Origin of the sequence: Rhizobium beringeri (assembly GCF_004306515.1) — a bacterium.
Taxonomy (GTDB): Bacteria; Pseudomonadota; Alphaproteobacteria; order Rhizobiales; family Rhizobiaceae; genus Rhizobium; species Rhizobium beringeri.
In genome coordinates this window covers 948,155-970,922 of the sequence record NZ_SILG01000001.1, presented here as the reverse complement: position 1 = coordinate 970,922, position 22,768 = coordinate 948,155, and the positions used below count along the sequence as shown (strand labels likewise).

The 22,768-nt window shown below is 62.5% G+C and carries 21 protein-coding genes; 11 read left to right on the top strand and 10 right to left on the bottom strand.

Features of this window, described 5'->3' with window-relative positions:
* Nucleotides 1-2,358, bottom strand: a complete 2,358-nt coding sequence (locus ELH03_RS05055) for a putative monovalent cation/H+ antiporter subunit A (RefSeq protein WP_130766112.1) — start codon at nucleotides 2,356-2,358, stop codon at nucleotides 1-3.
* A gap of 208 nt (nucleotides 2,359-2,566) precedes the next feature.
* The gene (locus ELH03_RS05050; protein ID WP_027685427.1) at nucleotides 2,567-2,782 is read right to left on the bottom strand and encodes a hypothetical protein; all 216 of its coding nucleotides are present in this window, start codon (nucleotides 2,780-2,782) and stop codon (nucleotides 2,567-2,569) included.
* Nucleotides 2,783-2,969: 187 nt separating this feature from the next.
* On the opposite strand from ELH03_RS05050, the gene msrB reads away from it, so the two are divergent.
* Both msrB and ELH03_RS05040 read left to right on the top strand, forming a co-directional pair.
* Complete coding sequence (gene msrB / locus ELH03_RS05045; RefSeq protein WP_018241252.1) at nucleotides 2,970-3,383, top strand: peptide-methionine (R)-S-oxide reductase MsrB; 414 nt, start codon at nucleotides 2,970-2,972, stop codon at nucleotides 3,381-3,383.
* Between the two features lie 105 nt (nucleotides 3,384-3,488).
* Nucleotides 3,489-4,016 (top strand): GNAT family N-acetyltransferase, encoded by a 528-nt coding sequence (locus ELH03_RS05040; RefSeq protein WP_130766111.1) that lies wholly within the window; start codon nucleotides 3,489-3,491, stop codon nucleotides 4,014-4,016.
* Nucleotides 4,017-4,036: 20 nt separating this feature from the next.
* Here ELH03_RS05040 and ELH03_RS05035 read toward each other — a convergent pair whose 3' ends face one another.
* The 4 genes from ELH03_RS05035 to ELH03_RS05020 all read right to left on the bottom strand — a co-directional run bounded on the left by ELH03_RS05035 (nucleotide 4,037) and on the right by ELH03_RS05020 (nucleotide 6,698).
* Nucleotides 4,037-4,738, bottom strand: a complete 702-nt coding sequence (locus ELH03_RS05035; protein WP_128402313.1) for a pentapeptide repeat-containing protein — start codon at nucleotides 4,736-4,738, stop codon at nucleotides 4,037-4,039.
* Nucleotides 4,739-4,908: 170 nt separating this feature from the next.
* Nucleotides 4,909-5,424, bottom strand: coding sequence for a GNAT family N-acetyltransferase (locus ELH03_RS05030; RefSeq protein ID WP_130766110.1), 516 nt, complete (start codon nucleotides 5,422-5,424; stop codon nucleotides 4,909-4,911).
* Between the two features lie 69 nt (nucleotides 5,425-5,493).
* Nucleotides 5,494-6,162, bottom strand: coding sequence for a PAQR family membrane homeostasis protein TrhA (gene trhA / locus ELH03_RS05025; protein WP_128402311.1), 669 nt, complete (start codon nucleotides 6,160-6,162; stop codon nucleotides 5,494-5,496).
* Nucleotides 6,163-6,278: 116 nt separating this feature from the next.
* A complete protein-coding gene (locus tag ELH03_RS05020) occupies nucleotides 6,279-6,698 on the bottom strand; it encodes a universal stress protein (RefSeq protein ID WP_130766109.1) in 420 nt (139 codons plus the stop codon).
* Nucleotides 6,699-6,888: 190 nt separating this feature from the next.
* Between ELH03_RS05020 and ELH03_RS05015 the strand changes: the two genes are divergently transcribed.
* The 3 genes from ELH03_RS05015 (at nucleotide 6,889) to ELH03_RS05005 (ending at nucleotide 10,508) form a co-directional block, all read left to right on the top strand.
* Complete coding sequence (locus tag ELH03_RS05015; protein ID WP_197729981.1) at nucleotides 6,889-7,854, top strand: VOC family protein; 966 nt, start codon at nucleotides 6,889-6,891, stop codon at nucleotides 7,852-7,854.
* 176 nt (nucleotides 7,855-8,030) lie between these two features.
* The gene (locus tag ELH03_RS05010; protein WP_128402308.1) at nucleotides 8,031-9,200 is read left to right on the top strand and encodes an AI-2E family transporter; all 1,170 of its coding nucleotides are present in this window, start codon (nucleotides 8,031-8,033) and stop codon (nucleotides 9,198-9,200) included.
* Nucleotides 9,201-9,218: 18 nt separating this feature from the next.
* Complete coding sequence (locus tag ELH03_RS05005) at nucleotides 9,219-10,508, top strand: NAD(P)/FAD-dependent oxidoreductase (RefSeq protein ID WP_130658613.1); 1,290 nt, start codon at nucleotides 9,219-9,221, stop codon at nucleotides 10,506-10,508.
* A gap of 32 nt (nucleotides 10,509-10,540) precedes the next feature.
* Here the strand turns inward: ELH03_RS05005 and ELH03_RS05000 are convergent, their stop codons facing one another.
* Together ELH03_RS05000 and ELH03_RS04995 are read right to left on the bottom strand one after the other, a co-directional pair.
* Entirely contained in the window at nucleotides 10,541-11,338 is a 798-nt protein-coding gene (locus ELH03_RS05000; RefSeq protein WP_128402306.1) for a polysaccharide deacetylase family protein, read from the bottom strand.
* Between the two features lie 102 nt (nucleotides 11,339-11,440).
* Nucleotides 11,441-11,830, bottom strand: coding sequence for a DUF930 domain-containing protein (locus tag ELH03_RS04995; protein WP_027685438.1), 390 nt, complete (start codon nucleotides 11,828-11,830; stop codon nucleotides 11,441-11,443).
* Between the two features lie 251 nt (nucleotides 11,831-12,081).
* On the opposite strand from ELH03_RS04995, the gene ELH03_RS04990 reads away from it, so the two are divergent.
* On the top strand, nucleotides 12,082-14,190 hold the full coding sequence (locus tag ELH03_RS04990) for a S9 family peptidase (RefSeq protein ID WP_130766107.1): 2,109 nt from the start codon (nucleotides 12,082-12,084) through the stop codon (nucleotides 14,188-14,190).
* Between the two features lie 17 nt (nucleotides 14,191-14,207).
* Complete coding sequence (locus ELH03_RS04985) at nucleotides 14,208-14,732, top strand: DUF1697 domain-containing protein (protein WP_130658611.1); 525 nt, start codon at nucleotides 14,208-14,210, stop codon at nucleotides 14,730-14,732.
* A gap of 11 nt (nucleotides 14,733-14,743) precedes the next feature.
* Here ELH03_RS04985 and ELH03_RS04980 read toward each other — a convergent pair whose 3' ends face one another.
* The gene (locus ELH03_RS04980) at nucleotides 14,744-15,412 is read right to left on the bottom strand and encodes a TetR/AcrR family transcriptional regulator (protein ID WP_130766106.1); all 669 of its coding nucleotides are present in this window, start codon (nucleotides 15,410-15,412) and stop codon (nucleotides 14,744-14,746) included.
* A gap of 218 nt (nucleotides 15,413-15,630) precedes the next feature.
* Between ELH03_RS04980 and ELH03_RS04975 the strand changes: the two genes are divergently transcribed.
* Nucleotides 15,631-16,578, top strand: coding sequence for a homocysteine S-methyltransferase family protein (locus ELH03_RS04975; protein WP_128402303.1), 948 nt, complete (start codon nucleotides 15,631-15,633; stop codon nucleotides 16,576-16,578).
* 23 nt (nucleotides 16,579-16,601) lie between these two features.
* Nucleotides 16,602-16,832 (top strand): hypothetical protein, encoded by a 231-nt coding sequence (locus ELH03_RS04970; RefSeq protein WP_128402336.1) that lies wholly within the window; start codon nucleotides 16,602-16,604, stop codon nucleotides 16,830-16,832.
* A gap of 17 nt (nucleotides 16,833-16,849) precedes the next feature.
* Here the strand turns inward: ELH03_RS04970 and ELH03_RS04965 are convergent, their stop codons facing one another.
* The gene (locus ELH03_RS04965) at nucleotides 16,850-18,304 is read right to left on the bottom strand and encodes a DHA2 family efflux MFS transporter permease subunit (RefSeq protein WP_128402302.1); all 1,455 of its coding nucleotides are present in this window, start codon (nucleotides 18,302-18,304) and stop codon (nucleotides 16,850-16,852) included.
* A 249-nt stretch (nucleotides 18,305-18,553) separates the two neighbouring features.
* On the opposite strand from ELH03_RS04965, the gene ELH03_RS04960 reads away from it, so the two are divergent.
* The gene (locus ELH03_RS04960; RefSeq protein ID WP_128402301.1) at nucleotides 18,554-20,056 is read left to right on the top strand and encodes a protein adenylyltransferase SelO; all 1,503 of its coding nucleotides are present in this window, start codon (nucleotides 18,554-18,556) and stop codon (nucleotides 20,054-20,056) included.
* A gap of 197 nt (nucleotides 20,057-20,253) precedes the next feature.
* Entirely contained in the window at nucleotides 20,254-22,593 is a 2,340-nt protein-coding gene (locus ELH03_RS04955; RefSeq protein ID WP_130766105.1) for a glucose/quinate/shikimate family membrane-bound PQQ-dependent dehydrogenase, read from the top strand.
* Nucleotides 22,594-22,768: the final 175 nt, after the last annotated feature.

The following is a 22,768-nucleotide window of genomic DNA, read 5'->3' as shown; positions in this document are numbered from 1 at the left end:
TCAGCCCTCCGCCGCGGGATCATTGGCGGCAAGCTTGCGCTCGCTGCCGGCGCGAATGCGGATCAGCGCCAGGATGGCAAGGCCGGTGACCGCCACGACGGCGATTTCGCCGAGCGTGTCGGTGCCGCGGAAATCGACGATGATGACGTTGACGACATTGGCGCCGTGGGCGATCGATTTGGAATAGGCGTTGAAGAAGACCGTCAGCGCGTCGTTGAACGGCGCCTCGGTCGCCCGCATCAGCAAAAGCGTGAAGCCTAGGCCGCAGGCGAGCGCCAGCGCACCGTCGAAGAGCTTGCGGCCGAGTGGCCGCCGATCGGCGGGCGAGAGACGGAGCCTAGTCATGACCAGGGCAAGGATCACCACCGAAAGGGTTTCGACCATGAACTGGGTGAAGGACAGATCCGGCGCGCCGAACAACAGGAAGATGATGGCGACCGCGAAGCCCTGGATGCCGAGCGAGACGATCGCCGTCAGCCGGTCGCGGGCGACGAGCACGGCGGCAAGGCCAAAGGCGGCGATCAGGAAGACTGCCCATTCGTGGAGCCTGACATCGGCGGGCCAGGCCGGAGGGCGCGGCAGTTCGCCATAGATGACGAGCGGGACGATGAGGATGGCGGCAAGGCAGAGGAAGGTGCAGGTGACATAGATCTCCAGCCGCCCCGGCTGGAGCACACGCATGACGCGGCCGGAAAAGCGGACAAGGCCTGATATTGCGACATCAAAGCCATGGTCCGGCCCAGGTCCGGCCGCGCGCAGGAAGACGGCCATCAGGAAACGGGCGCGCGCGAGCTGCCAGTAAACGCCGATGCCGAGCAGCACGGTCAGGGCGGAGAGCGCCAAGGGCAGGCCGATATGCGGCGTCAGCGAAATGTCGATTTCGATGGGTGTCTGGCGGATGGCGGATGCGATCGGCGAGGACAGGACGGTATGGGTGAAGGTCGAAAAGATCGCCGCGAGCAGGCCGAGGACGGCGAGAACGGCCGGGCCGAGCCAAAGCAGGACGGGCGCTTCGTGCGGAGGTTTCGGCGTCTCCACCGGCTGGCCGAGGAAGGGTTTCAATGCCACGGCGAAGGCGACGGCAAACATCAGCGCATTGCCGAAGACGGTTATGGCGGTAAAGGTGAGTGCGCGGACATCGCCGCCGACAAGTGCCGTATAGATCTCCTCCTTGGCGAGGAAGCCGAAGAAGGGCGGCAGCCCGGCCATCGAGAAGGCCGCCGCAAGTGCGATCATCCAGGTGAGCGGCATCGCCTGCATCAGGCCACGCAGCCTGGTAATATCGCGCGTGCCGGTCTCGTGATCGATGATGCCGGCGACCATGAAGAGTGCCCCCTTGAAGAGGGAATGCGCCACCAGATAGAGCGCCGCCGCCTCGACCGCATGGTCCGAGCCGAAGCCGATCAGCATGACGAGCAGGCCGAGCGAGGAGACGGTGGTATAGGCAAGCTTGAGCTTCAGGTCGGTCTGGCGGATGGCAAGCGCGGTGCCGACCACCAGCGTCAGCCCGCCGAAGAAGGGCAGTAGGATCTCCCAGGCAGGCGTTGCCCCCATGACGGGATTGAGCCGCATCAGCAGATAGACACCCGCCTTCACCATCGTCGCCGAATGCAGGTAGGCGGAAACCGGCGTCGGCGCCTCCATGGCGTTCGGCAGCCAGAAATGGAAGGGAAATTGCGCCGACTTGGTGAAGGCGCCGCCCAGGACCAGAAGGAGGGCTGCGAGATAGAACGGGCTTTCGCGCACGACATCGCCCGTTCCGATGAGCCGCGACATCTCAGTGACGCCTGAGATATTCCAGAGCAGCAGCAGACCGGCCAACAGGCAGAGCCCTCCCCCGCCGGTCACAACAAGCGCCTGCAGGGCGGCGCGGCGAGCCGCCGCACGCTCGTGATCGAATCCGATCAGCAGGAAGGAAGTGATCGACGTCAGCTCCCAGAAAATGAAGAGCATCAGGAAACTGTCGGAAACGACGACGCCGAGCATCGCGCCCATGAAGAGGAAGATGAAGGAGAAGAAGCGGCCCTGATCCTTGTGTCCTTTGAGGTAGCCGCCGGCATACAGCACGATCAGGGTGCCGATGCCGGTGATCAGCAGCGCGAAAGCCAGCGACAGGCCGTCGAGGAACCAGGAAAAGGAGAGATGAAAGCTCGGCACCCAGGAATAGCCGCCGGTGACGACCTCGCCGCGCGCGACCTTGGGAATGAAGCGCAGGAAATGCAGGAAGGCGAGCAAGGGAGCGATCGCCAGCAGCCAGGCACCGTTTGCGCCGAAGATGCGGATGACGAAGGGGGCGGCAAGAGCGCCGACGAGCGGCAGACACAGGGCCAGAAATGTCAGAGCCGTGACATAGGCCATGTCCCCTCCTCTACTGCATAATTCAAAATGTTACAGTTCTTTGCACGTCCGACAAGGCGCGCGGCGCTGTAAAGGCAACAGTCTGTTGCAAGAGCAACAGACGGAAAAACCGGAGAAAACCGGCCTGTCTTCTGGCTTAGGCGAAACGGGGGAGCGTCTCAAGTGATTTCGGCCGCAGGCCGCACTGCATGGCGATGTTCGACGTCGATCAGGCCATCGATCGGGAAATACGCGACAGCAGCCGGGCGATGCAACCGTGCAGGATGAAGACCACAAGCGTCAGCGGCCAGAGCAGGCAGGCGAAGAGACCGGCGAGACGATGGAGCGTAAAGCCGTCGTGGTTGGCCCAGCCTTCCAACAGCGTGACCGCCATGGCGGCCACGGCCACCAGGCCGTAGAGCAGGACGATTGCTGCCTCAAACACCAGTGATTCTCCAATGCACGTAACATTAACCCTAACAGAAAACCCCTAACGGATGTAAAAGCAAGCGTCTTCCTCCAATTGCGGTATGCCGCCAATCTCATGGCGCGGCGCTGGAGACTTGATGAAGTGAACGCGGCGCACCACATTTTGCGCAAACGGAACCGCCCCTCGGCGAAAGGAGCACCTCATGTCCGAAACTGCGACCACCGCCAAGATCCACAAAACCGATGACGAATGGAAAGAGCAGCTCACCCCCGAGCAATACCGCATCACGCGCCAGCACGGCACCGAACGCGCCTTTACCGGCCCCTATTGGGATTCCTTCGAGACAGGGCTTTACCGCTGCGTCGGCTGTAATGCGCCGCTTTTCCGCTCCGACACGAAATTCGATGCCGGCTGCGGCTGGCCGAGCTATTTCGAAGCAGTGTCGCCCGAAGCGGTGACTGAGCATCGCGACACGGCCTTTGGCATGGTGCGCACCGAAATCCGCTGCGGCAGCTGCGAAGCCCATCTCGGCCACGTCTTTCCCGACGGCCCGCCGCCGACAGGCCTGCGCTACTGCATCAATGGCCACTCCATGGTGTTCGAGCCCGGGAAGTAGGCGCGCAGCCCTGCAATCGGCAAGCGGCCCATACCGATGTGATGGGCCGCTGACTTTCTCCGTCGTTGACGCTATCGACGGATCGGCGATCCCAGGAGAAGGCCGATGGCGCGCGATATCCTGAAGACCGAGCGGCTGACGCTGCGGGAGATCACGCCTGCCGACCTGCCGTTTCTTCACCGTATTTTCGGCGATGCCGAGTCCATGCGATATTACCCCGGCATCAAGAGTTTCGACGAAACCGCGCGCTGGTTCCAGAGGCTCGCCTTCGACAGTTATACCAGTCAGGGTTTCGGCCTCTGGGCGGTGACGGACCGGCAGAGCGGCACATTGCTGGGCGATTGCGGCATCACGTTGCAGGAAACGTCAAAAGGTATGGAACCCGAGATCGGCTACCACCTGTGGCGCGACCATTGGGGCAAGGGCTATGCGATCGAGGCGGCCGCCGCCTGCCGCGACCACGCGCTTCAAACCCTTGGACTTGCGCGCATCGTCTCCATCGTCAGGCCCGATAATATTCCTTCGCAGCGCGTTGCGGAGCGGGTGCATCGGCGGCGGGAAACATTCGCCAAAACAGGCAGCCGCGATGGCGGCATGATGGAATTCTACCTCTACATCACGGACCGCACATAGAGCGGTTCAAACCCGCCTGGTTACTCGTGATCGGCTGGACAGGGCCAGGTCGTCGGGGCGGAGAGGCCGGCCGGCAGCTTGGTCGAGGCATCGCCGCAGGCAAGATCGATCTGGGCCTGTTCGAGCCCGGCTGCGGCCGAGAGGTCAAGGCCTTCGATGCGGGTCAGGAACATGAAGGCGCGATCAAACATCGGCGTGGTTTCGAAGGTCGCGCCGGAGAGATCGGCACGGGAGAGATTGGCGAAAGAGAATTTCGCTCCCGTCAGTACCGCCTTGTCGAAATCGGCGCGGCCGAGCTCGGCCTTTTCGAAGCTTGCGCCGGCAAGCCGGGCGCCGGCGAAATTGGCGCGCTGCAGCTCAGCGCCGGCAAAGGAAGCGCCATCGGCGGCGATATTGGCGAAGCTGGAGCGATAGGCCTCGATCTTGGCGAAGTTGGCGCCTTCAGCGTGGGCGCCCTCGAGCGAGGCGCGCACCAGCGTCGCCTTCTCCAGATTGGCGGATTTGAAGTTGGCGCCAGCGAGATCGGTCAGCGAGAAATCGGTTCCGACGAGATTGGCGCCTTCGAGATCACTGCCTTGCAACATCAGGTTCTTCTTGGTGCATTCCTGCCAGTCGAGCTTCGGCGAGGCCAGGCTGCCGCAATCGGCCGCCTGTGGGACAACCGGCGCAAATGCCAGAAGGACGAGGGCAAGGAGACCCAGCGACGATCTTTGCATTGCCATTGAACTATTCACCCCCATAACGCTTATATGACGCTTTCAGGCCGCCTTCCGCGAAGCAGACTGCTTCCTCATTCTTACACAGCTCAGACTACAATAAAAAGATGGCGCACGCTGTTCACAATGGCTTTGCCTGATGGGTAATGGGTCTGGGGCTTTGCCGGGCAGGTGGATCAATCCACCTTGCCGGGCAGGCGAAGTTCCATGCAGGTCAGGTCCAGCCAACGGCCGAATTTGGTGCCGACCTCGGAAAATCTGCCGGCGATGCGGAAACCGAGCTTTTCGTGCAGCCTGACCGAGGCCGTGTTCTCCGCCTCGATACCGGCGATCATCACATGGATGTTGCCGGCCGCAGCACGCGCGATCAATTCCCGCATCAGCCGCTCGCCGATGCCGGCACCGCGGCAATCCTTGTCGACATAGACGGAATGCTCGACCGTGTGGCGGTAGCCGTCGAAGGCCCGCCAGTCGCCATAGGAAGCGTAGCCTGCGACCTTGCCCGACATTTCGGCGACGATGACGGGAAAGCCGCGCGCCTTGCGCGCCTTGAACCATTCCAGCCGATTTTCGAGATCGACCAGTGTGTCGTTCCAGATCGCTGTCGTGTGCTCGACGGCGTGATTGTAGATATCGCGGATGGCGGAAAGATCGGCTTCGGTGGCGTCGCGGAGGAGGACTGCGTCTGTCATGATTGCCCGGTTCGTCTTGTCTCTGAAGGCGGCATACGCCCGACCCCGACAGATGTAAACGCCCGTCGTTCAGAGGCCCGGCGCCGACAGGCTGAAACAGGTGAAGACGGCCGAATAATGCACCGCCGCAGCGGTGACGACGAAACCATGCCAGATGGCGTTCTGAAAGCGCAGCTTCTCCCAGACATGGAAGATGACGCCGAGCGAATAGATGACGCCGCCGATGACGATCAGCAGCATCGAGGCGGAAGGAATGCGCGAGGCGACAGGCCCGGCCACCAGCACGCCGCTCCAGCCCATAGCGAGATAAAGCAGGATGGCAAGACGGTCGTAACGCCCGGGGAAGACGCATTTCAGGACAATGCCGACGGCGGCGAACAGCCAGATCGCGACCAGCATGAACAAGAGCAGAGGGTCGTCGGCGCCACGTTCGAGGAATGGTGTGTAGGTGGCGGCGATCAGCAGGAAGATCGCCGAATGATCGAAGCGGCGCAGATACCATTTCGTGCGCGAGACCGGCCAGGCGTTGTAGGAAAAGGAGATGGCAAGCGTCAGCACCAGCCCGACGCTATAGATCCAGGCGGCGGCGAGCGCGCCGTAGGAACTCCAGACCGTGGCGTAGAAGATCAGCACGGTGGCCCCGATCAGGGCCAGCACGAGGCCGACACCGTGGACGATACCGTCGGCGATCAATTCATATCTGTCGTAAGCCCAGCGAATGCCGTTGAACTCGGCCATGCACGCCAATCCGTTTCATACCCCGATTGCAATCGTCGCATCGAACGGGTGGAGGCGCAACTGCGGCAAAGCGCACGGGCGGTAAATCTTCGTAACAGGCCGCAGTCGCGCAAAAATCAAACCTTCTGCCGGTCGACCAGCACCGAGCACTTGGCATGGCGCACGACCCGGTCGGCGGTGGCGCCGATGAAGTAGTTGGAAAAGTCCGGAACGTGCGAGGCGACGATAATCAGGTCGGCGCCGTGGCTTTCGGCGGTCGAGATGATGGCTTTGGCGGGCGGGCCGTTGGCGATCTCGACGGTTGCCGTGACGCCAGCTGCGGCGATTAGCGCTTCCAGCTTCTCGCGGCCATCCTTGATGGCGTCCTCGACCATATTGGCCGGCAGTTCGATCGCGACATAGCTCGGCACATCTTCGATGACGTTGAGCGCGATGATCTCACCGCCGTCGTCGAGCAAGGACGCGGCCTTGCGGAGGATCTTTTCTCCCTTTTCGATGCCGCCGAGCGCGATCGCTACGATGATCTTTCTGTACATGGCTTCCCTCCATGACTGCGATGTATAAGTTTCCTCTAAAGAAGATATGGACGCATTGATCGCGATCAAGTGGACACAAATCATCGTCAACACCTGCTCAACGCTTCATCCTCAAAAACGGATCTTCTGTGAACAATCGGAATACGCCATATAGGGATCAAGTACGGCAGCCTAGGGAGATCAGAGGCGAATGAACCGGCGAAACTTTCTTGGGTTTGCCACAGGCGGCATGTTTGCCGTCACCGCCGGTACGCCTTCTCTCTTACAGGCCAATTCAGAGGCAGGAGACCAATCCATGACGACCGAAACTTCCTATGCACTGACGCGGCCTGCCTATATCGATCAGTCGCATCTCGTCGTCACCGACCTCGGTCTCGTTTCCGGTTTCTATCAATCGATGCTCGGCCTGAAGGTCATCGAGAAGACGGCGAGCGGCGAAGTGTTGGGTGTCGGCGATCTCCCTTTGCTGACGCTGACGACCGCAAAAGATGCGACCATCGCGCCGCGCAATGCCGCCGGCCTTTTCCACACCGCCTTCCTGATGCCGAACCGGACCGAGCTCGCGCGCTGGCTGCGCCATGCGGCACGGAACAACGTCGCGCTCGACGGCGCCTCGGACCATCTCGTCAGCGAGGCGATCTATCTTTCCGATCCTGAAGGCAACGGCATCGAGATCTATGCCGACCGGCCGCACGAACAATGGAAATTCCACCAGGATGGCATGGTGGAGATGGCGACGCTTCGCCTCGACCTGCAGGCGCTCTATAACAGCGTGCCTGATGAGCGCTGGGACGGCATGGCTGGGGGAACGGCGATCGGTCACCTGCACCTGCAGGTCGGCGACGTCCCGCAGGCCGACGCCTTTTACCGCGACATCCTCGGCCTCAAGCTGATGGCGCGCTATCCCGGCGCGAGCTTCTTTGCGAGCGGCGGCTATCATCACCATCTCGGCGCCAATATCTGGAACAGCCGCGGCGCGACCGCTCGCGCCAGCAATATGACCGGGCTTTCGGACTACAAGATCCGTTTCAACGACAAGGCGACGCTGGATGCGGCAGTCTCCAAGCTCGATGCGCTGGAGATCAAAAGCGAGAAGCGCGACGGCGGCGTATTCCTCAGGGATCCCTGGGGCATCGGCCTGACGCTTTCGGCGTAATTTCCAGGTTGCTGCGGGTCAACCATAGCGGTTGAAGACGCTCACGCCATGCGGGCAATGCCATCGGCGCAAAGACATGGCGGATGCGCCTGAACAGACGGTCGTTCCCTCAGGGAACCGGAACCCTATCGGCGCGTTTCCGTGAGGAAGCAATGGGGCTTCGGGGACCTCACCGCATGGGCATCGCCAATGGCATCCGCAAACAAGCAAAGAAGATCGCGATCGGCGAACGCCACACCAGCGCCTGGGCACAGTCGCTGAAGGAAGCTGCGGAAGAACTGCCGCCGCCGCCGCCGCTGCACCGTCTGGAAAAGGATGGACTCGACGTCAGCATGGCGTGGGCGATCATCGGCATCTTCGGCATTCTTTTTCTTGCCGCCGTCTACCTGATGTCGCTGATCCTCATCCCGATCACGCTTGCCGTCGTCGTCGGCATGATCCTCGGCATGGCGGCAGAAAAGCTCGGCAAGATGGGGGTGCCGCGGCTTGCCAACGCCTTCATGCTGTCAAGCGGCGTGGCACTGGTGATCTTCCTGCTGATCAACTCGCTGGCCGACCCGCTGATGACGCTTGCCAATGAGGGCCCGGCCTTCGCCGAGCGAACCATCAACCGTGTCATGCCTTATCTGGAGCGCATCAGATGGCTGCATATAACGCCGGCGACATTCGAAAGCGGGTCGATGTCGATCGGTGCGCTGCTCGAAAACACCGGCAACGTGCTGCACGTGGTGACGAGCAGCCTGACGCCGGCACTGGTGCAGGGGATGATCTTCTTTGCAGCGCTGCTGTTCTTCCTCGCTGGTCGGGTCAACCTGCGCAAGACGATCATCATGACCTTCCGCACCCGCACGCAGCGCCTGGCGGCAATCCGTGTCATCAATGCCGTCGAGCAGGTGCTCGGCTTCTATTTCGCCACGGCCTCGCTGATCTATGTCGGGCTCGGCGTGGTCATGACTGTCATCGCCTATGCCGGCGGGCTGTCGGCCCCGGTGCTCTGGGGCTTCTTCGCCTTCCTGTCGAGCTTCATTCCCTATCTCGGCATTACGATGATGACGCTTGCCGTCGCGGTCGCCGGCATCCTGACCCATGATGGCATCCTCATCGGACTGATGCCGGCCGCAGCCTTCTTCACCGTGCATCTGCTCATGGAGAACCTGATCTTCCCGGCGGTGATGGGACGGCGGCTGGAAATCAATCCCTTCGTCGTCTTCCTCGCCATCCTGTTCTGGACATGGATGTGGGGCGCCGTCGGCGCGATGTTGGCGCTGCCGCTTTCGCTGATCGTCATGACTATTATCGACGAATTGCTGATCGAGGAAAAACCGCAGCCGCAATTGCCGAAATAATCAACCGGGGAGACGTTCGTGGCAGCTGATCTCGACCTCAACGAATCCGATCACGACCAGATGGTCAGCGGCCGTTCTCTCTGGGGGAAAAGCGGCATACGGCCGGAATGGCGACCGATCGAGCAGAGCTTTTCCACCGACGTCGCCGTGATCGGCGGCGGTATCACCGGCGCATTGGTTGCCGAACATTTGACGGCCCGCGGTTTTTCCGTTGTTATCATTGACCGGGAAGAACCCGGTTTCGGCAGCACCGCGGCAAGCACGGCGATGCTGCAATGGGAAATCGACAGCACGCTCACCGAGCTCGAGGATTATTACGGCTTCGAGCGCGCGGCCGGCATTTACCGCCGCAGTGGTGCCGCGGTCGCCGGCCTTTCCAAGCTGATCGCCGCAAACGAGATCGCCTGCGGCTTCCGGTCGCGCAATACGCTCTATCTGGCCGACGGTCGCGAAGGCGCGCGCAACCTCCTGGAGGAGCGCCAGCTTCGTCGCCGGGCGGGCCTGCCCGGTGTCTATCTCGAACATCCCGATCTCTTCACACAATTCGAACTCGACCGAGATGGTGCGATCTATTCGCCGGGATCGGCGGAGTGCGATCCGCTGCTTCTGACCTGGGCGCTGCTGGAGATAGCCGTTCGGCGCGGCGCGCGGCTGGTCAGCGCTTCCGTGGCTGCGCTTCACAGCGAAGGTGACCGCGTCATGGCGGAGACGGATGAAGGCCATATCATCGAGGCGCGGCATGTCGTGCTTGCGACCGGCTATTCGATGCCGGGCCTTGACATGCCGAAACTGCATCGGTCGAGTTCGAGCTGGGCGCTCGCCACCGTGCCACAGGACCCGGCAAATTTCTGGCGCGACAGAGCGCTGATCTGGGAGGATAGCCACCCCTATCTCTATATGCGCACGACGCCGGACAATCGTATCGTCGCCGGCGGCGAGGACGACGAGACGAGCGACGCGGAGGCGCGCGACCGCAAGCTGCCAGCCAAGACCATCGCAATCCAGGAGAAGATGAAGCGGCTATGGCCGAGAGCGGATACGCGCGTCGCCCATGCCTGGTGCGGCACCTTCGGCGAGACGGCCGATGGCCTGCCGCTGATCGGTCCGGTGCCGGAGTTACCGCATGTGTTCGCAGCCTATGGCTACGGCGGCAACGGCATCACCTTTTCCTATCTCGCCGCGCAGATGATCGGCGCCATGCTCGCCGGCATGCAACGGGATTGGTTCGAGGATTTTGCGGTCGACCGCGACGGACCAGGCTTGCGAACGCTGCACGAGCGCTTCCGACCGGAAATCATGCTGCGTTAAATCCAGGGCGAACGAGGAAGAGGCTTCGGCCGTTATTCGGTCGTCTTGTCGTCGCCGGTGTCCTCGACATCCTGGAGGCGGACGAATTGCGTGCCCTTGGCCTTGAGATCGACCAGCGCCTTCGCCACGCCCTCGCCGGCCGCATGGGTCGGCTGGTTGACGTGGGAAATGACGACATCGCCATCCTTGGCCGAGGCGATGCGCTTTTCGGTGATAACAGCCCCGAGCAGTGAGCCGCCGTCGCCGTTCACCGAATAACCGGCAATGCGATAGCCCATGGCGCGGATCTCGCCGATGGCGGAAAGGTCATATTTGGCGGTCGAGCCGCGGAACCAGTGCGGCGCCGGGATGCCGGCAGCGACCATCGCGGCAGCACCGCCTTCGACTTCCTGCCGCACCGCCTGCGGCGAGCCGGCGGAAGCGATGCCATAGATCAGCGTCGGCGTGTCGACGGCCGGAATATGGTTCTGGCCATGATTTTCGAGTTCGAAGAGATCGGGATTCTGCAGGAACACGGCGACCGCAGCGGGATTGCGCTTCAGCCAGCGGGCGGTGACGAAGATCGTTGCCGGGATGCGTTCACGCACCAAGGTCGAAAGGATGCGCTCGTCCGCCTGCCCCATGCAGGCATCGAAGGTCAGCGCAACGCGGGCATGGCCGGCGACGTTGGAACGGGCGATATGCAGATGCGGCTCGACGAGTTTTGGCGCCGGCGCCTTCGGGGCCGGACTAACAACTGCCGGGGCGGGCAGCGCTGACGGGATTTCGTCTGCGAATGCAGCGGAGATACTGACGAGAAGGAACGCCGAAGCGAGCAGGATGCGGTTCATACGACGGATTTCTATGATTCGAGCTGCCGATTTTAGCGGCGGCTCTCCCCCGGCGCCATGCGGCCGGATGTCACCGCAGCCGCTCGGAGGGACAAGGCAGCATCAATCATAGAGATAATACTTGTCCCACTTCTCGCGCGGCACCTTCTCGCCGATCTCATAGTTGAGCTCGCGCACGTTGATATGCTGCGGACCGGTGATGCAATTATAGGAGAGATGGTACCAGTCGCCCTTGCTGCGGAAGACAGCACCCGGCGCGTCCAGCGAATTGTCGCCGGGGATCGGGTCCTTGAAGGTGTAGGCGATCACCTTGTCGGGCTTGAAGCCGGTGCTGTCCTTGTTGATGCGGCTCATCGCCTCGGTGTCGCAACTCTGTTCCAGGCGGGTCGAGGGATCGAGTTTTTCCAGCTGCTTCTTGATGGCGGGATCGACGGCAAAGGCGGGGGCGGCAAGGCTTGCGAGGGATACAAACAGGACCAGACGTTTCGGCATTGCGGTGAAAATCCCTTACTGTTCTGCAATTCTTACCCTACCGCCGACAGCTTGCCGGGAGCTTGGCACGTGCAAATTCACTGAGATAGCGGACTTTCTTAAATATTGTGGTGACATCAAGGCAAGGCCGGTAGAGCGCCCTCCTTGTCTGTGGAAGGTCATCCGCGCCCTTGCCGCACCCTTGCCGCTTGATCCGGCGGCGGTGCGCCTCTATCTCTTGCCAACCCGTCATTCCGACCCGGAGCCATTCCTTGTCCGCTTTCAAAAGCCTGCCGACCCCGCCTGCCGCACCGAAGAAGCCGATCTCCGATACGCGCCACGGCATCACCCGCACGGACGACTATGCCTGGCTGCGCGCCGATAACTGGCAGGCGATGTTCAAGGATCCGTCGATCCTCGATCCTGAGATCCGCCGCCATCTCGAAGCTGAAAACACCTATATGAACGCGGCGATGGAGGACACCAAGCCGCTGCAGAAGGTGCTGTTTTCCGAAATGCGCGGCCGCATCAAGGAAGACGACAGCTCGGTGCCGATGAAGGACGGCGCCTATGCCTACGGCACCTTCTATGTCACCGGCGGCGAACAGCCGCGTTATTTCCGCATCGCCCGCGACGGCAATGTCGCCGACGAGACGATCCGCACCGTGCTGCTCGACGGCGACAAGGAGGCCGCCGGCAAGGCCTATTTCCGCCTCGCCGGCCTCGACCATACGAGCGACCACAACCGCGGCATCTGGGGTTATGACGACAAGGGTTCGGAATTCTTCACGCTGAAGGTGCGCGACCTCCAGACCGGGCAAGACCTGGAGGACCGGATCGAGAATACCGGCGGCGGCGGCGTATGGGCGCCCGACGGCAAGAGCTTCTTCTATTCGGCGCTCGACGAGAACCACCGGCCGTCGAAGGTGTTCCACCACATTCTCGGCCAGCCGCAGTCGGAAGACCGACTGGTCTATGAGGAAGCGGATGCCGGCTTCTTCATGGGTGTCGGCGGCTCGCTGCTCGACGATTTCATCTATATCGACATTCACGACCACGAGACCAGCGAATACCGGCTGCTGTCGACCAAGGACCTCACAGCCGAGCCGAAGCTGGTGGCGGCGCGCGAGGAAGGCATCGAATATTCGCTGACGGAGGGCGGCGACGTCTTCTACATCCTCACCAATGACGGCGGCGCCAAGGATTTCAAGATCATGGAAGCGCCGGTCGACAATCCGGTGAAGGAAAACTGGCGCGAAGTGGTCGCCCACAAGCCCGGCACGCTTGTTATCAGCCACATGGCCTATGCCCGCCATCTCCTGTGGCTGGAGCGCAAGGACGGGCTGCCGCAGATCATGATCCGCGATCGGGCGACCGGCGAGGCACATGCGATCGCCTTTGCCGAGGAAGCCTATTCACTGGGGCTGCAGGGCGCGGCGGAATATGACACGGATATCATTCGCTTCTCCTATTCCTCGATGACGACACCGTCGCAGCTCTACGACTACAACATGGTGACGCGCGAGCGTACGCTGTTGAAGACGCAGGAAGTACCGTCCGGCCACAATCCCGACGACTACGTCACCCGCCGCGTCTTTGCGCCGGCGTGGGATGGCGAGAAGGTGCCGGTCACCCTGCTCTACCGCAAGGATACCGCCCTCGACGGCAGCGCGCCCTGCCTGCTCTACGGCTATGGCGCCTACGGCATCACCATTCCGGCTGGCTTCAACACCAATTGTCTATCGCTCGCCGATCGCGGCTTCGTCTATGCCATCGCCCATATCCGCGGCGGCAAGGACAAGGGATTTTCCTGGTACGAAGACGGCAAGATGGACAAGAAGACGAACACCTTCAAGGACTTCGTCGCAGCCGCCGATTATCTGAATCAACAGAACTTCACCTCTTACGCGAAGATCATCGCCGAGGGCGGGTCGGCCGGCGGTATGCTGATGGGTGCGGTAGCCAACATGGCGCCGGAGAAGTTCGCCGGCCTCATCGCCGCCGTTCCCTTCGTCGACGTGCTCAACACCATGCTCGACGACACTTTGCCGCTCACCCCGCCGGAATGGCCGGAATGGGGCAACCCGATCGACAGCAAGGAAGAATACGAGCAGATCGCATCCTACTCGCCTTACGACAATGTCGACGCAAAAGCCTATCCACCGATCCTGGCGCTCGGCGGCCTGACCGACCCGCGCGTCACCTATTGGGAGCCGACCAAGTGGGTGGCGAAGCTGCGCGACAAGACGACCGGCGACGCGCCGATCCTGCTCAAGACCAACATGGACGCCGGCCATGGCGGCGCCTCGGGCCGCTTCCAGCGGCTGGAAGAGATCGCCTTTGAATATGCGTTTGCAATCAAGGTTGCCGGCAAGATGTAAAGGATTCGGAGGAGCCGATGACGGTCTTTGTTGCATTGCTCCGCGCCGTCAATGTCGGCGGCACCGGCTCTTTGCCGATGGCCGAGCTGAAGGCGATCTGCGAAGGCCTCGGCTTTTCCGACGTGAAGACCTACATCCAGAGCGGCAACGTGCTTTTCCGCTCGGATGAGGCGGAAAAGACGGTGGAGGAGCGGCTCGACGAGGCGCTCGGCAAGACGATGGGCAAACGCCCAGGCGTGATGGTGCGCAGCCGCAAGGAACTCGACAAGCTTGTCGCCGATGCCCCCTTTCCTGATGCCAAGCCGAACTTCCTGCTCGTCTACTTCCTGCCCGAAAAGCCGCCCGGCGATGCGCTGGCGACGATGGTTGCGCCCGACGGCGAGGAGGCGAAACTCGCCGGCCGGGAAATCTACGTGCATTATCCCAACGGCTCCGGCCGCTCGAAGCTGAAGCTGCCGGCGCTGAAGCCCGGGACGTCGCGCAATCTCAACACCGTGCGTAAGCTCGCGGAAATGGCCGCGGCGCTGGAAGACAAGAACTGACGCCCAAAAAGCTAGTGCGGCTCTGCGCCTCCATGAAAGGCTGAACCGCTCGACGCACTCGGCATCTCCGCCACCGGCAGGAAGAGCATCTTCACGAAGGTGCGGAGCATCAGCACCTGCTCGGCCAGCGTGTTCGGTTCCTTCAGCGTCTTCGACAAAACGATGCCGCCTTCCAGGACTGAGGACACCATATCGGCAAGCTGGTCGACGTCGACGGGTTCGCGCAGCGGATAGACGGCCACGATGTCCCGGATCATGCGGCCGAAGCGGTGCCGCCAGGCAAGCACCGCATTCCGGTTGATCTCCTGTATCTCCCGGTCGAACAGCCGCTCGTAATAGCAGATGCCCGCCACAAGGCAGCCCGGATGGCCGTTCGGCAGGTCGGAGAGCAATTCGGAAAGCAGCTTCAGGCCGAGCAGGAAGGATTGCAGCGGATCGCCGGTCAGCTCGCGCGCGCGGCTGAAGATCTCGTCGTAGATGCGCTCGTCATTTTCGATGTAGCGGTTGAGCAGCGCCTTGGCGAGCTCGTTCTTGTCCCTGAAATGATAGAAGAAGCCGCTCTTGGTGATGCCGGTCTCGGCGATCAGCTCCTCGATGGACGTGCCGCCGAAACCCTTCTGCAAGACTGCCGCTTCGGCCACATCGAGGATGCGGGTCCGCGTTTCCTCGCCCTTTCGCATGTCCCCTCCTGTACCGGCGGTACAGTTTTCAGCGTCGCACGATCAGACCTGCCTCCGCCCCCGGCAGCCTCGGTTGAAGCAAGCAATTGATATCAATCGGTAAAACCCACAACCGCCTGGAGTATACCTCAAGTCGCCTAGTTTGACAGCCGATTAAGCGCCAGAACATCATTCATCGACGGCAGCCAATCGGCTGCCGCGAGGGAGAGGCTTCAACAATGGCAAAGTACAGAAACGGTTTGCCGCAGCTCAAAGGCGGCACTTTCATTACCGATGGCGGCATGGAAACGACGATGATCTTCCAGGAAGGGATCGAGCTTCCGCATTTCGCCGCCTTCATATTGCTGGCTTCCGAAGAAGGGCGGCAGCGCATGCGGAATTACTATCGCCGTTATCTCGATATCGCACGGCGGCACGGCACGGGCTTCGTGCTCGACACCGCCACATGGCGGGCCAATCCGGACTGGGGGCAGAAGCTCGGCTATACCAGCGAAGCCCTGAAGGCAGTCAACGAGGAGGCCGTCGACCTGCTTGTCGGCTTACGCAGCGCCTATGAGCGGCCGGAGCAGCCGATCGTCATCAGTGGCGCGATCGGCCCGCGCGGCGACGGCTACAAGGCAGGCTTCATGGATGCGGCCGAAGCGGAAGATTACCACGCCTTTCAGATCGGGATTTTTGCCGGCACGGAAGTCGACATGGTGAGCGCCTTCACGCTGACCAACATCGACGAGGCGATCGGCGTGGCGCGGGCGGCGCAATCGCTCGGCATGCCCTCTGCCATCTCCTTCACGCTGGAGACGGATGGCCGGCTGGTGACCGGCCGCAGCATTCAGGACGCCATCGAGACGACGGATGCGGCGACCAGCGGAGCGCCGGCCTATTACATGATCAATTGCGCCCACCCGACGCATTTCGAAACAGCGCTCGATCCTGGAAGCGCCTGGGTGAAGCGCATTTCCGGCATCCGCGCCAATGCCTCGACCATGAGCCATGAGCAGCTCGACAATAGCGAGACGCTGGATGCGGGCGATCCCGAAGATCTCGGCCGCCGCTACTGCAAGCTCATCGACCGCATGCCGGAGCTCCGCGTGCTCGGCGGCTGCTGCGGCACCGACCACCGCCATGTCGCGGCGATCTGCGAGGCATGCCTGCCGCAAGCGGCGTGAGACGACCTGAGAGGGAGGAGAGAATGACGATTGGGGGCACGATGATGCGTGAGCGCCGCTGGCACGATCTGTGGCTTGTGATCACGGGACGGCTAAGGCGCACCGAGCCCGAGGCGGCCGTGGAGGTGGCGCTGCGGGATAGTGATCTCGCCTTCGGGGGCTTGCCCGGCCCGATGACCTACGGGCTCGAGGCGGACCGTCGCGAGGGCCGGCCCTTGCTACGCAGGCAGCCGCGGGAGCCGGTCGGCTTCTGACGAAGGGAAAGGCGGCGTCAACCTTTGGCGACGGCGCCTTTCCTCTGTTTGGCCTTGTAGCCGGTGATCTCCTCGCCGGCAGTCGGCGAGAAGCGCAGGTTCCAGAAGGTGGCGGTGATCGAGATGATGGTGACGACGATGAAGGCTGCCGAGAAATCGCCAAGGGCCGGCGTTTCGGCACCTGACAAGGCCATGGAGCCGTGCAGCGCCAAGGCGCCGATGCAGATGCCGAGCGACAGCATCAGCTGCTGGAAGGTGGTGTAGAAGCTCGTGGCCGAGCTCATCCGCTCCTTGCTGATCTCGTCATAGGCAATGGTGTTGTAGGCCGTGAACTGGAACGACAGGAAGAAGGCGCTGAGCACCAGGACGACAAAGACCAGCGGCATCGGCCAGTCCGGCCGGAAGGCGGCACAAAGGCCATAGCCGATCGTACCGAGGATACCGTTGAGGATGAGGCTCCTGCGGAAGCCCAGCCGGCGGAAGACAAACTTCGCCATCGGCTTCATGGCGAGAGCGCCAAGCGCGGTCGCGATGATAATCTGGCCGGCCGCGGCGGCAGACAGGCCGAAGCCGATCTGGAAGAGCAGCGGCAGCAGGAAGGGCTGCGCCCCCTGGGTGATGCGCGTCAGCGAACCGGCAATGACCGACGTGCCGAAGCTCGGCACCTTCATCAGCGAGAAATCCATGATCGGCGACGGGTGCTTGCGGGCATGTCTGAGATAGGCGATGCCGAAGAGCAGGCCAAGTGCGATCAGGAAGATCGAAAACGCACCCTCCCCCTCATGGCTCGACATTTCGAAGCCGAAGAGCAGCGAACCGAGCGAGATGCCCGAGAGGACGAAACCGATCGTATCGAAGGGACCGCTTGCCCTGCCCTTGACCTCGTCGATGTAGATCGAGACGAAGATCATGCCGATGATGCCGATCGGCACATTGATATAAAAGATCCAGCGCCAGTCGAGATAGGTGACGATGAAGCCGCCAAGCGGCGGGCCGACGATCGGGCCGATCAGCGCCGGCACGAGCAGCCAGGACATGGCGCTGACCATATCCTTGCGGTCGACGCTGCGCATCAGCACCAGGCGCCCGACCGGCATCATCATCGCGCCGCCGATGCCCTGAAGCAGCCGCGCCAGCACCAGGAAGGACAGCGTCGGCGCGAGCGCACAGAGGATGGAGCCGACGACGAAAACCGCGATGGCCGAGCGGAAAACGGTGCGGGAGCCGAAACTGTCGGCCATCCGGCCGCTTGCCGGAATGAAGATCGCAAGGCTCAAGAGATAGGAGGTCAGGGCGATCGACATGGCTGGGGCGCTGACGCCGAAATCGCGCGCCATGGTTGGCAGCGCGGTCGCAAGCACGGTCGCATCGATGTTTTCCATCAGCATCGCACTCGCGACAATCATCGCAATCACCCGGAAATTGGGCGTGGCACGCCGAACCATCGGCGCCTGGTAAATCTGATCCGACATCGTCCGGGATCACTCGCGGTGGCGCGGCGGAGCACACAAGGCAGCAGGGCCGCGGGGGATGACATGGCGCAAGGCCAAGGGGAGACGATTTGCTATACGCCTGCGATCATGGCGGCGCTATGTCGTTTATGGCAAAGCTGCTTTGACGAGAGGTAAAGGCAGATCACGATTCCTTGCATCGGTCTGTTCTTCGTGAAGGTCTTCATCCCCCGGCTTGCGCGGCTTGCATCCTAGCCCTACCTATGAACCATGACCTCCGCCCTGCAGAAAAACCGGCCCGGTGCGGCCTTTCCGTTCGACAACAGCTATGTCGGTTTGCCGCCGCACTTCTTTGCGGCGCAAGCGCCGACTGCGGTGGCGGAGCCCTGGCTGATCAAGCTCAACGAGCCGCTCGCTGCCGAGCTCGGGCTCGACGTCGAGGCCTTGCGCCGCGACGGCGCGGCGATCTTTTCCGGCAACCTCGTTCCCGAAGGGGCCGAGCCGCTGGCAATGGCCTATGCCGGGCATCAGTTCGGCGGCTTCTCGCCGCAGCTCGGTGATGGTCGGGCGATCCTTCTCGGCGAGGTGGTCGACCGCAGCGGCAAGCGCTACGATATCCAGCTGAAGGGCGCCGGACCGACGCCTTTTTCGCGCCGCGGCGATGGGCGGGCGGCAATCGGGCCGGTATTACGCGAATATATCATTAGCGAGGCGATGTTTGCGCTCGGCATTCCCGCCACACGGGCGCTGGCGGCGGTGACGACAGGCGAGCCGGTCTATCGCGAAGAGGTGCTGCCAGGCGCGGTCTTCACCCGCGTCGCGGCAAGCCATGTCAGGGTCGGCACGTTCCAGTACTTCGCGGCCAGGGGGGACACCGACGGTGTGCGGGCTCTGGCCGACTATGTGATCGACCGGCACTATCCCGCATTGAAAGAGGCCGAGAACCCCTATCTCTCGCTCTTCGAAGCGGTCTCCGAGCGCCAAGCGGCGCTGATTGCCCGCTGGCTGCATGTCGGTTTCATCCATGGCGTGATGAACACGGACAATATGACCGTCTCCGGCGAGACGATCGATTTCGGGCCCTGCGCCTTCATGGATGCCTATGATCCGGCGACCGTCTTTTCGTCGATCGACCAGCATGGCCGTTACGCCTATGCCAACCAGCCCGGCATCGGCCAATGGAACCTCGCAAGGCTCGGCGAAACGCTACTGCCGCTGATCGACGCCGAGCCCGACGGCGCGGTCGACAAGGCCAATGTGGTGATCAAGAGTTACGGCGAACGCTTCCAGGCGCATTGGCTGGCCGGCATGCGCGAAAAGATCGGCCTTGCCGGCGAAGAGGACGGCGATCTCGAACTGGTGCAGGCGCTGCTGTCGCTGATGCAGGCGCAGGGCGCCGATTTCACCCTGACCTTCCGGCGGCTGTCGGATCTTGCTGGCGATGATGCCGTAGAGCCCGCATTTGCGGCAAGTTTCCGCGAAGCGGACGCCTGCGGCCCCTGGCTCACGCAGTGGCGCGAGAGGCTGTCCCGCGATCCGCAGACGGCCCCCGAGCGCGCCATTGCCATGCGCAGCGTCAATCCGGACTTCATTCCGCGCAATCACCGGGTCGAACAGGCGATCAAGGCTGCCGTCGAGGACGGGGATTTCTCGCTGTTCGAGGCGCTGCTGAGCGTGCTTTCGAAACCCTATGAAGACCAGTCGGGCTTTGCCGCCTATCGGGAACCGCCGAAGCCGGACGAACGGGTGCTTGCGACCTTCTGCGGAACGTGACGAGCGCTCTCGCCCGTTTCGGTGGGACATTTGCGCCACTGTGATCCGCTTCCCTCCGGCCCGACGCCCGGTTCGGTGCATCCGCACCCTGCGGCAATTGTGGCCGTTGAAAGGCATCTCCCTCGCGCTATCTGCCTGATCGGCGGGGCTTTTCCGCCGATCCTTCACCCCGGCTAACCTCAGCGGGAGACAGCCTTATGGCGATCATCGTCACCTCCATCTTCTTCATCATCATCGGGCTGGCGCTCGGCGGTGGCGGGCTCTGGCTCGTCACAGTCGGCGGCAGCGTCTTCTATCTGTTCGCCGGGCTGATGTTCCTGATTACCGCCGGTCTGCTTCTGATGCGCAAGGCGGTGGCGCTCTGGGTCTATGCGGTGCTCGTCGTCGCGGCACTTGCCTGGGCGATCTGGGAGGTTGGCTTCGACTGGTGGCAGCTCGGCCCGCGCGGCGGCATGATCATCCTGCTCGGGCTCTGGCTGCTGACGCCATGGATCCGCCGGCCGCTTGGCCTGCGTAGCCCGACGGGCATCACCTACGCCGCAAACCCCTGGCCGCTCGCCGTGCCTGTGATCCTCGCCATCCTCGTCGCCCTTTATTCGATGACGACTGACCCGCATGATCTTGCCGGCGAGCTGCCCAAGGATACGGTCGCCGCCAATCCCGCCTTCGGCGGCAGCGTGCCGGATGGCGAATGGCATCAATACGGCCGCACGCCCTTCGGCCAGCGCTATTCGCCGCTCGACCAGATTACTGCTCAGAACGTCTCCACCCTCAAGGAAGCGTGGCGATATCAGACCGGCGACGTCAAGCGGCCGGACGATGTCGGCGAGACGACCTATCAGGTGACACCGCTGAAGGTGAAGGACACGCTCTATCTCTGCACGCCGCATAACTGGGCGATCGCGCTCGATGCCAAGACCGGCAAGGAGAAATGGAAATATGACGCCAACTCAGGCATGAACCCCGACCGGCAGCATCAGACCTGCCGCGGCGTCACCTATTATGCCGATCCAACCGTTGCCGCCGGCCAGCCCTGCGCCGAACGCGTCTACCTGCCGACATCCGATGCCCGGCTGATCGCGCTCGATGCGGCCGACGGGAAGATCTGCACCGGCTTTGCCGACCAGGGCGTGCTGCATCTCGAAACCGGCATGCGCTACAATCCCGCCGGCTACTATTATTCCACCTCGCCGCCGGTCGCCGTGGCGGGCAAGATCATCATCGGCGGAGCGGTGAACGACAATTATTCGACTGAGGAGCAATCCGGCGTCATCCGCGCCTTCGACATCAATACCGGCGCACTGATCTGGAATTGGGATTCCGGCAATCCCGATGTCACGACGCCGATCGCAGCCGACCAGACCTACACCACCAACTCGCCGAACAGCTGGTCGGTCTTCAGCGTCGACGAGACGCTCGGCATGGTCTACCTCCCGCTCGGCAACCAGGTGCCTGACCAGCTCGGCATCAACCGCAGCGCCAATGTCGAGAAGTTTTCTTCCTCGATCGTCGCACTCGACATCGCCACCGGCCAGCTGCGCTGGGTACGCCAGGCGGTGCATCACGATCTCTGGGACATGGACGTCCCAGCCCAACCGGCGCTCATCGACCTGACGAAGCAGGACGGCACCGTCGTTCCCGCCCTCGTCGGCTCGACCAAGCAGGGCGATATCTACGTGCTCGACCGGCGCAGCGGCGAGCCGATCATCCCTGTCAAGGAAATCCCGGCGCCTGATGGAGCTGTCTCAGGCGATCATACCTCGCCGACGCAGCCGATCTCTGACCTCACCTTCTCGCCCGAACCGCTGCAGGAAAAGGACATGTGGGGCGTGTCGCTGTTTGATCAGCTCGCCTGCCGCATCGATTTCCACCGCTACCGCTATGAGGGCCGTTACACGCCGCCCTCGCTGCAGGGAACAATCGTCTATCCCGGCAATTTCGGCACCTTCAACTGGGGCAGCGTGGCGGTGGATCCGGAGCGGCAGATCATGTTCGGCATGCCGACCTATCTCGCCTTCACCTCACGCCTGGTGCCGGCGGCCGACATTCCGCCGAGAGGCCAGGATGAGAAGGGCAGCGAACAAGGGCTCAACCGCAATGACGGCGCGCCCTACGGCGTCTTCATGGGTCCGTTCCTCGGGCTGCTCAAGATCCCCTGCCAGGCGCCGCCATGGGGTTATGTCGCGGGCGTGGATCTCCGCACCGGCAAGATCGCCTATATGCACAAGAACGGCACTGTGCACGACATGACGCCGCTACCCCTGCCCTTCAAGGTGGGCGTACCCGGCATCGGCGGGCCGATGCTGACCAAGGGTGGCGTCGCTTTCCTCGGTGCCGCGGTCGACAACTATTTGCGCGCCTACGATGTGACCAGTGGGCGGCAGCTCTGGCAGGGACGGCTTCCCGCCGGCGGCCAGGCGACGCCAATGACCTACATGACTGATGACAACAAGCAATATGTCGTCATGGTCGCCGGCGGCCACGGCTCGGTCGGCACCACGCCCGGCGACTACGTGATCGCCTATACGCTGCCTTGATGCGAGAGCCCTCCTCTAACGAGACAAAGGCCCCTCCCCAACCCCTCCCCACAAGGGGGAGGGACTAACCCGTGGCGGGTCCCTGCCACCAAAATACGTCGCCACATGCTGCATCGTCAGGAATGAAATGCGATGGGTGCCACACAGCAGCCCCTCCCCCTTGTGGGGAGGGGTT

Excerpts from the sequence above, each read along its gene's own strand:
- ELH03_RS05055 (WP_130766112.1), bottom strand. The coding sequence starts at position 2,358 with ATGGCCTATGTCACGGCTCTGACATTTCTGGCCCTGTGTCTGCCGCTC.
- msrB (WP_018241252.1), top strand. The coding sequence starts at position 2,970 with ATGTCCGAAACTGCGACCACCGCCAAGATCCACAAAACCGATGACGAA.
- ELH03_RS05040 (WP_130766111.1), top strand. The coding sequence starts at position 3,489 with ATGGCGCGCGATATCCTGAAGACCGAGCGGCTGACGCTGCGGGAGATC.
- ELH03_RS05035 (WP_128402313.1), bottom strand. The coding sequence starts at position 4,738 with ATGGCAATGCAAAGATCGTCGCTGGGTCTCCTTGCCCTCGTCCTTCTG.
- ELH03_RS05030 (WP_130766110.1), bottom strand. The coding sequence starts at position 5,424 with ATGACAGACGCAGTCCTCCTCCGCGACGCCACCGAAGCCGATCTTTCC.
- trhA (WP_128402311.1), bottom strand. The coding sequence starts at position 6,162 with ATGGCCGAGTTCAACGGCATTCGCTGGGCTTACGACAGATATGAATTG.
- ELH03_RS05020 (WP_130766109.1), bottom strand. The coding sequence starts at position 6,698 with ATGTACAGAAAGATCATCGTAGCGATCGCGCTCGGCGGCATCGAAAAG.
- ELH03_RS05015 (WP_197729981.1), top strand. The coding sequence starts at position 6,889 with ATGAACCGGCGAAACTTTCTTGGGTTTGCCACAGGCGGCATGTTTGCC.
- ELH03_RS05010 (WP_128402308.1), top strand. The coding sequence starts at position 8,031 with ATGGGCATCGCCAATGGCATCCGCAAACAAGCAAAGAAGATCGCGATC.
- ELH03_RS05000 (WP_128402306.1), bottom strand. The coding sequence starts at position 11,338 with ATGAACCGCATCCTGCTCGCTTCGGCGTTCCTTCTCGTCAGTATCTCC.
- ELH03_RS04995 (WP_027685438.1), bottom strand. The coding sequence starts at position 11,830 with ATGCCGAAACGTCTGGTCCTGTTTGTATCCCTCGCAAGCCTTGCCGCC.
- ELH03_RS04985 (WP_130658611.1), top strand. The coding sequence starts at position 14,208 with ATGACGGTCTTTGTTGCATTGCTCCGCGCCGTCAATGTCGGCGGCACC.
- ELH03_RS04980 (WP_130766106.1), bottom strand. The coding sequence starts at position 15,412 with ATGCGAAAGGGCGAGGAAACGCGGACCCGCATCCTCGATGTGGCCGAA.
- ELH03_RS04975 (WP_128402303.1), top strand. The coding sequence starts at position 15,631 with ATGGCAAAGTACAGAAACGGTTTGCCGCAGCTCAAAGGCGGCACTTTC.
- ELH03_RS04970 (WP_128402336.1), top strand. The coding sequence starts at position 16,602 with ATGACGATTGGGGGCACGATGATGCGTGAGCGCCGCTGGCACGATCTG.
- ELH03_RS04965 (WP_128402302.1), bottom strand. The coding sequence starts at position 18,304 with ATGTCGGATCAGATTTACCAGGCGCCGATGGTTCGGCGTGCCACGCCC.
- ELH03_RS04960 (WP_128402301.1), top strand. The coding sequence starts at position 18,554 with ATGACCTCCGCCCTGCAGAAAAACCGGCCCGGTGCGGCCTTTCCGTTC.
- ELH03_RS04955 (WP_130766105.1), top strand. The coding sequence starts at position 20,254 with ATGGCGATCATCGTCACCTCCATCTTCTTCATCATCATCGGGCTGGCG.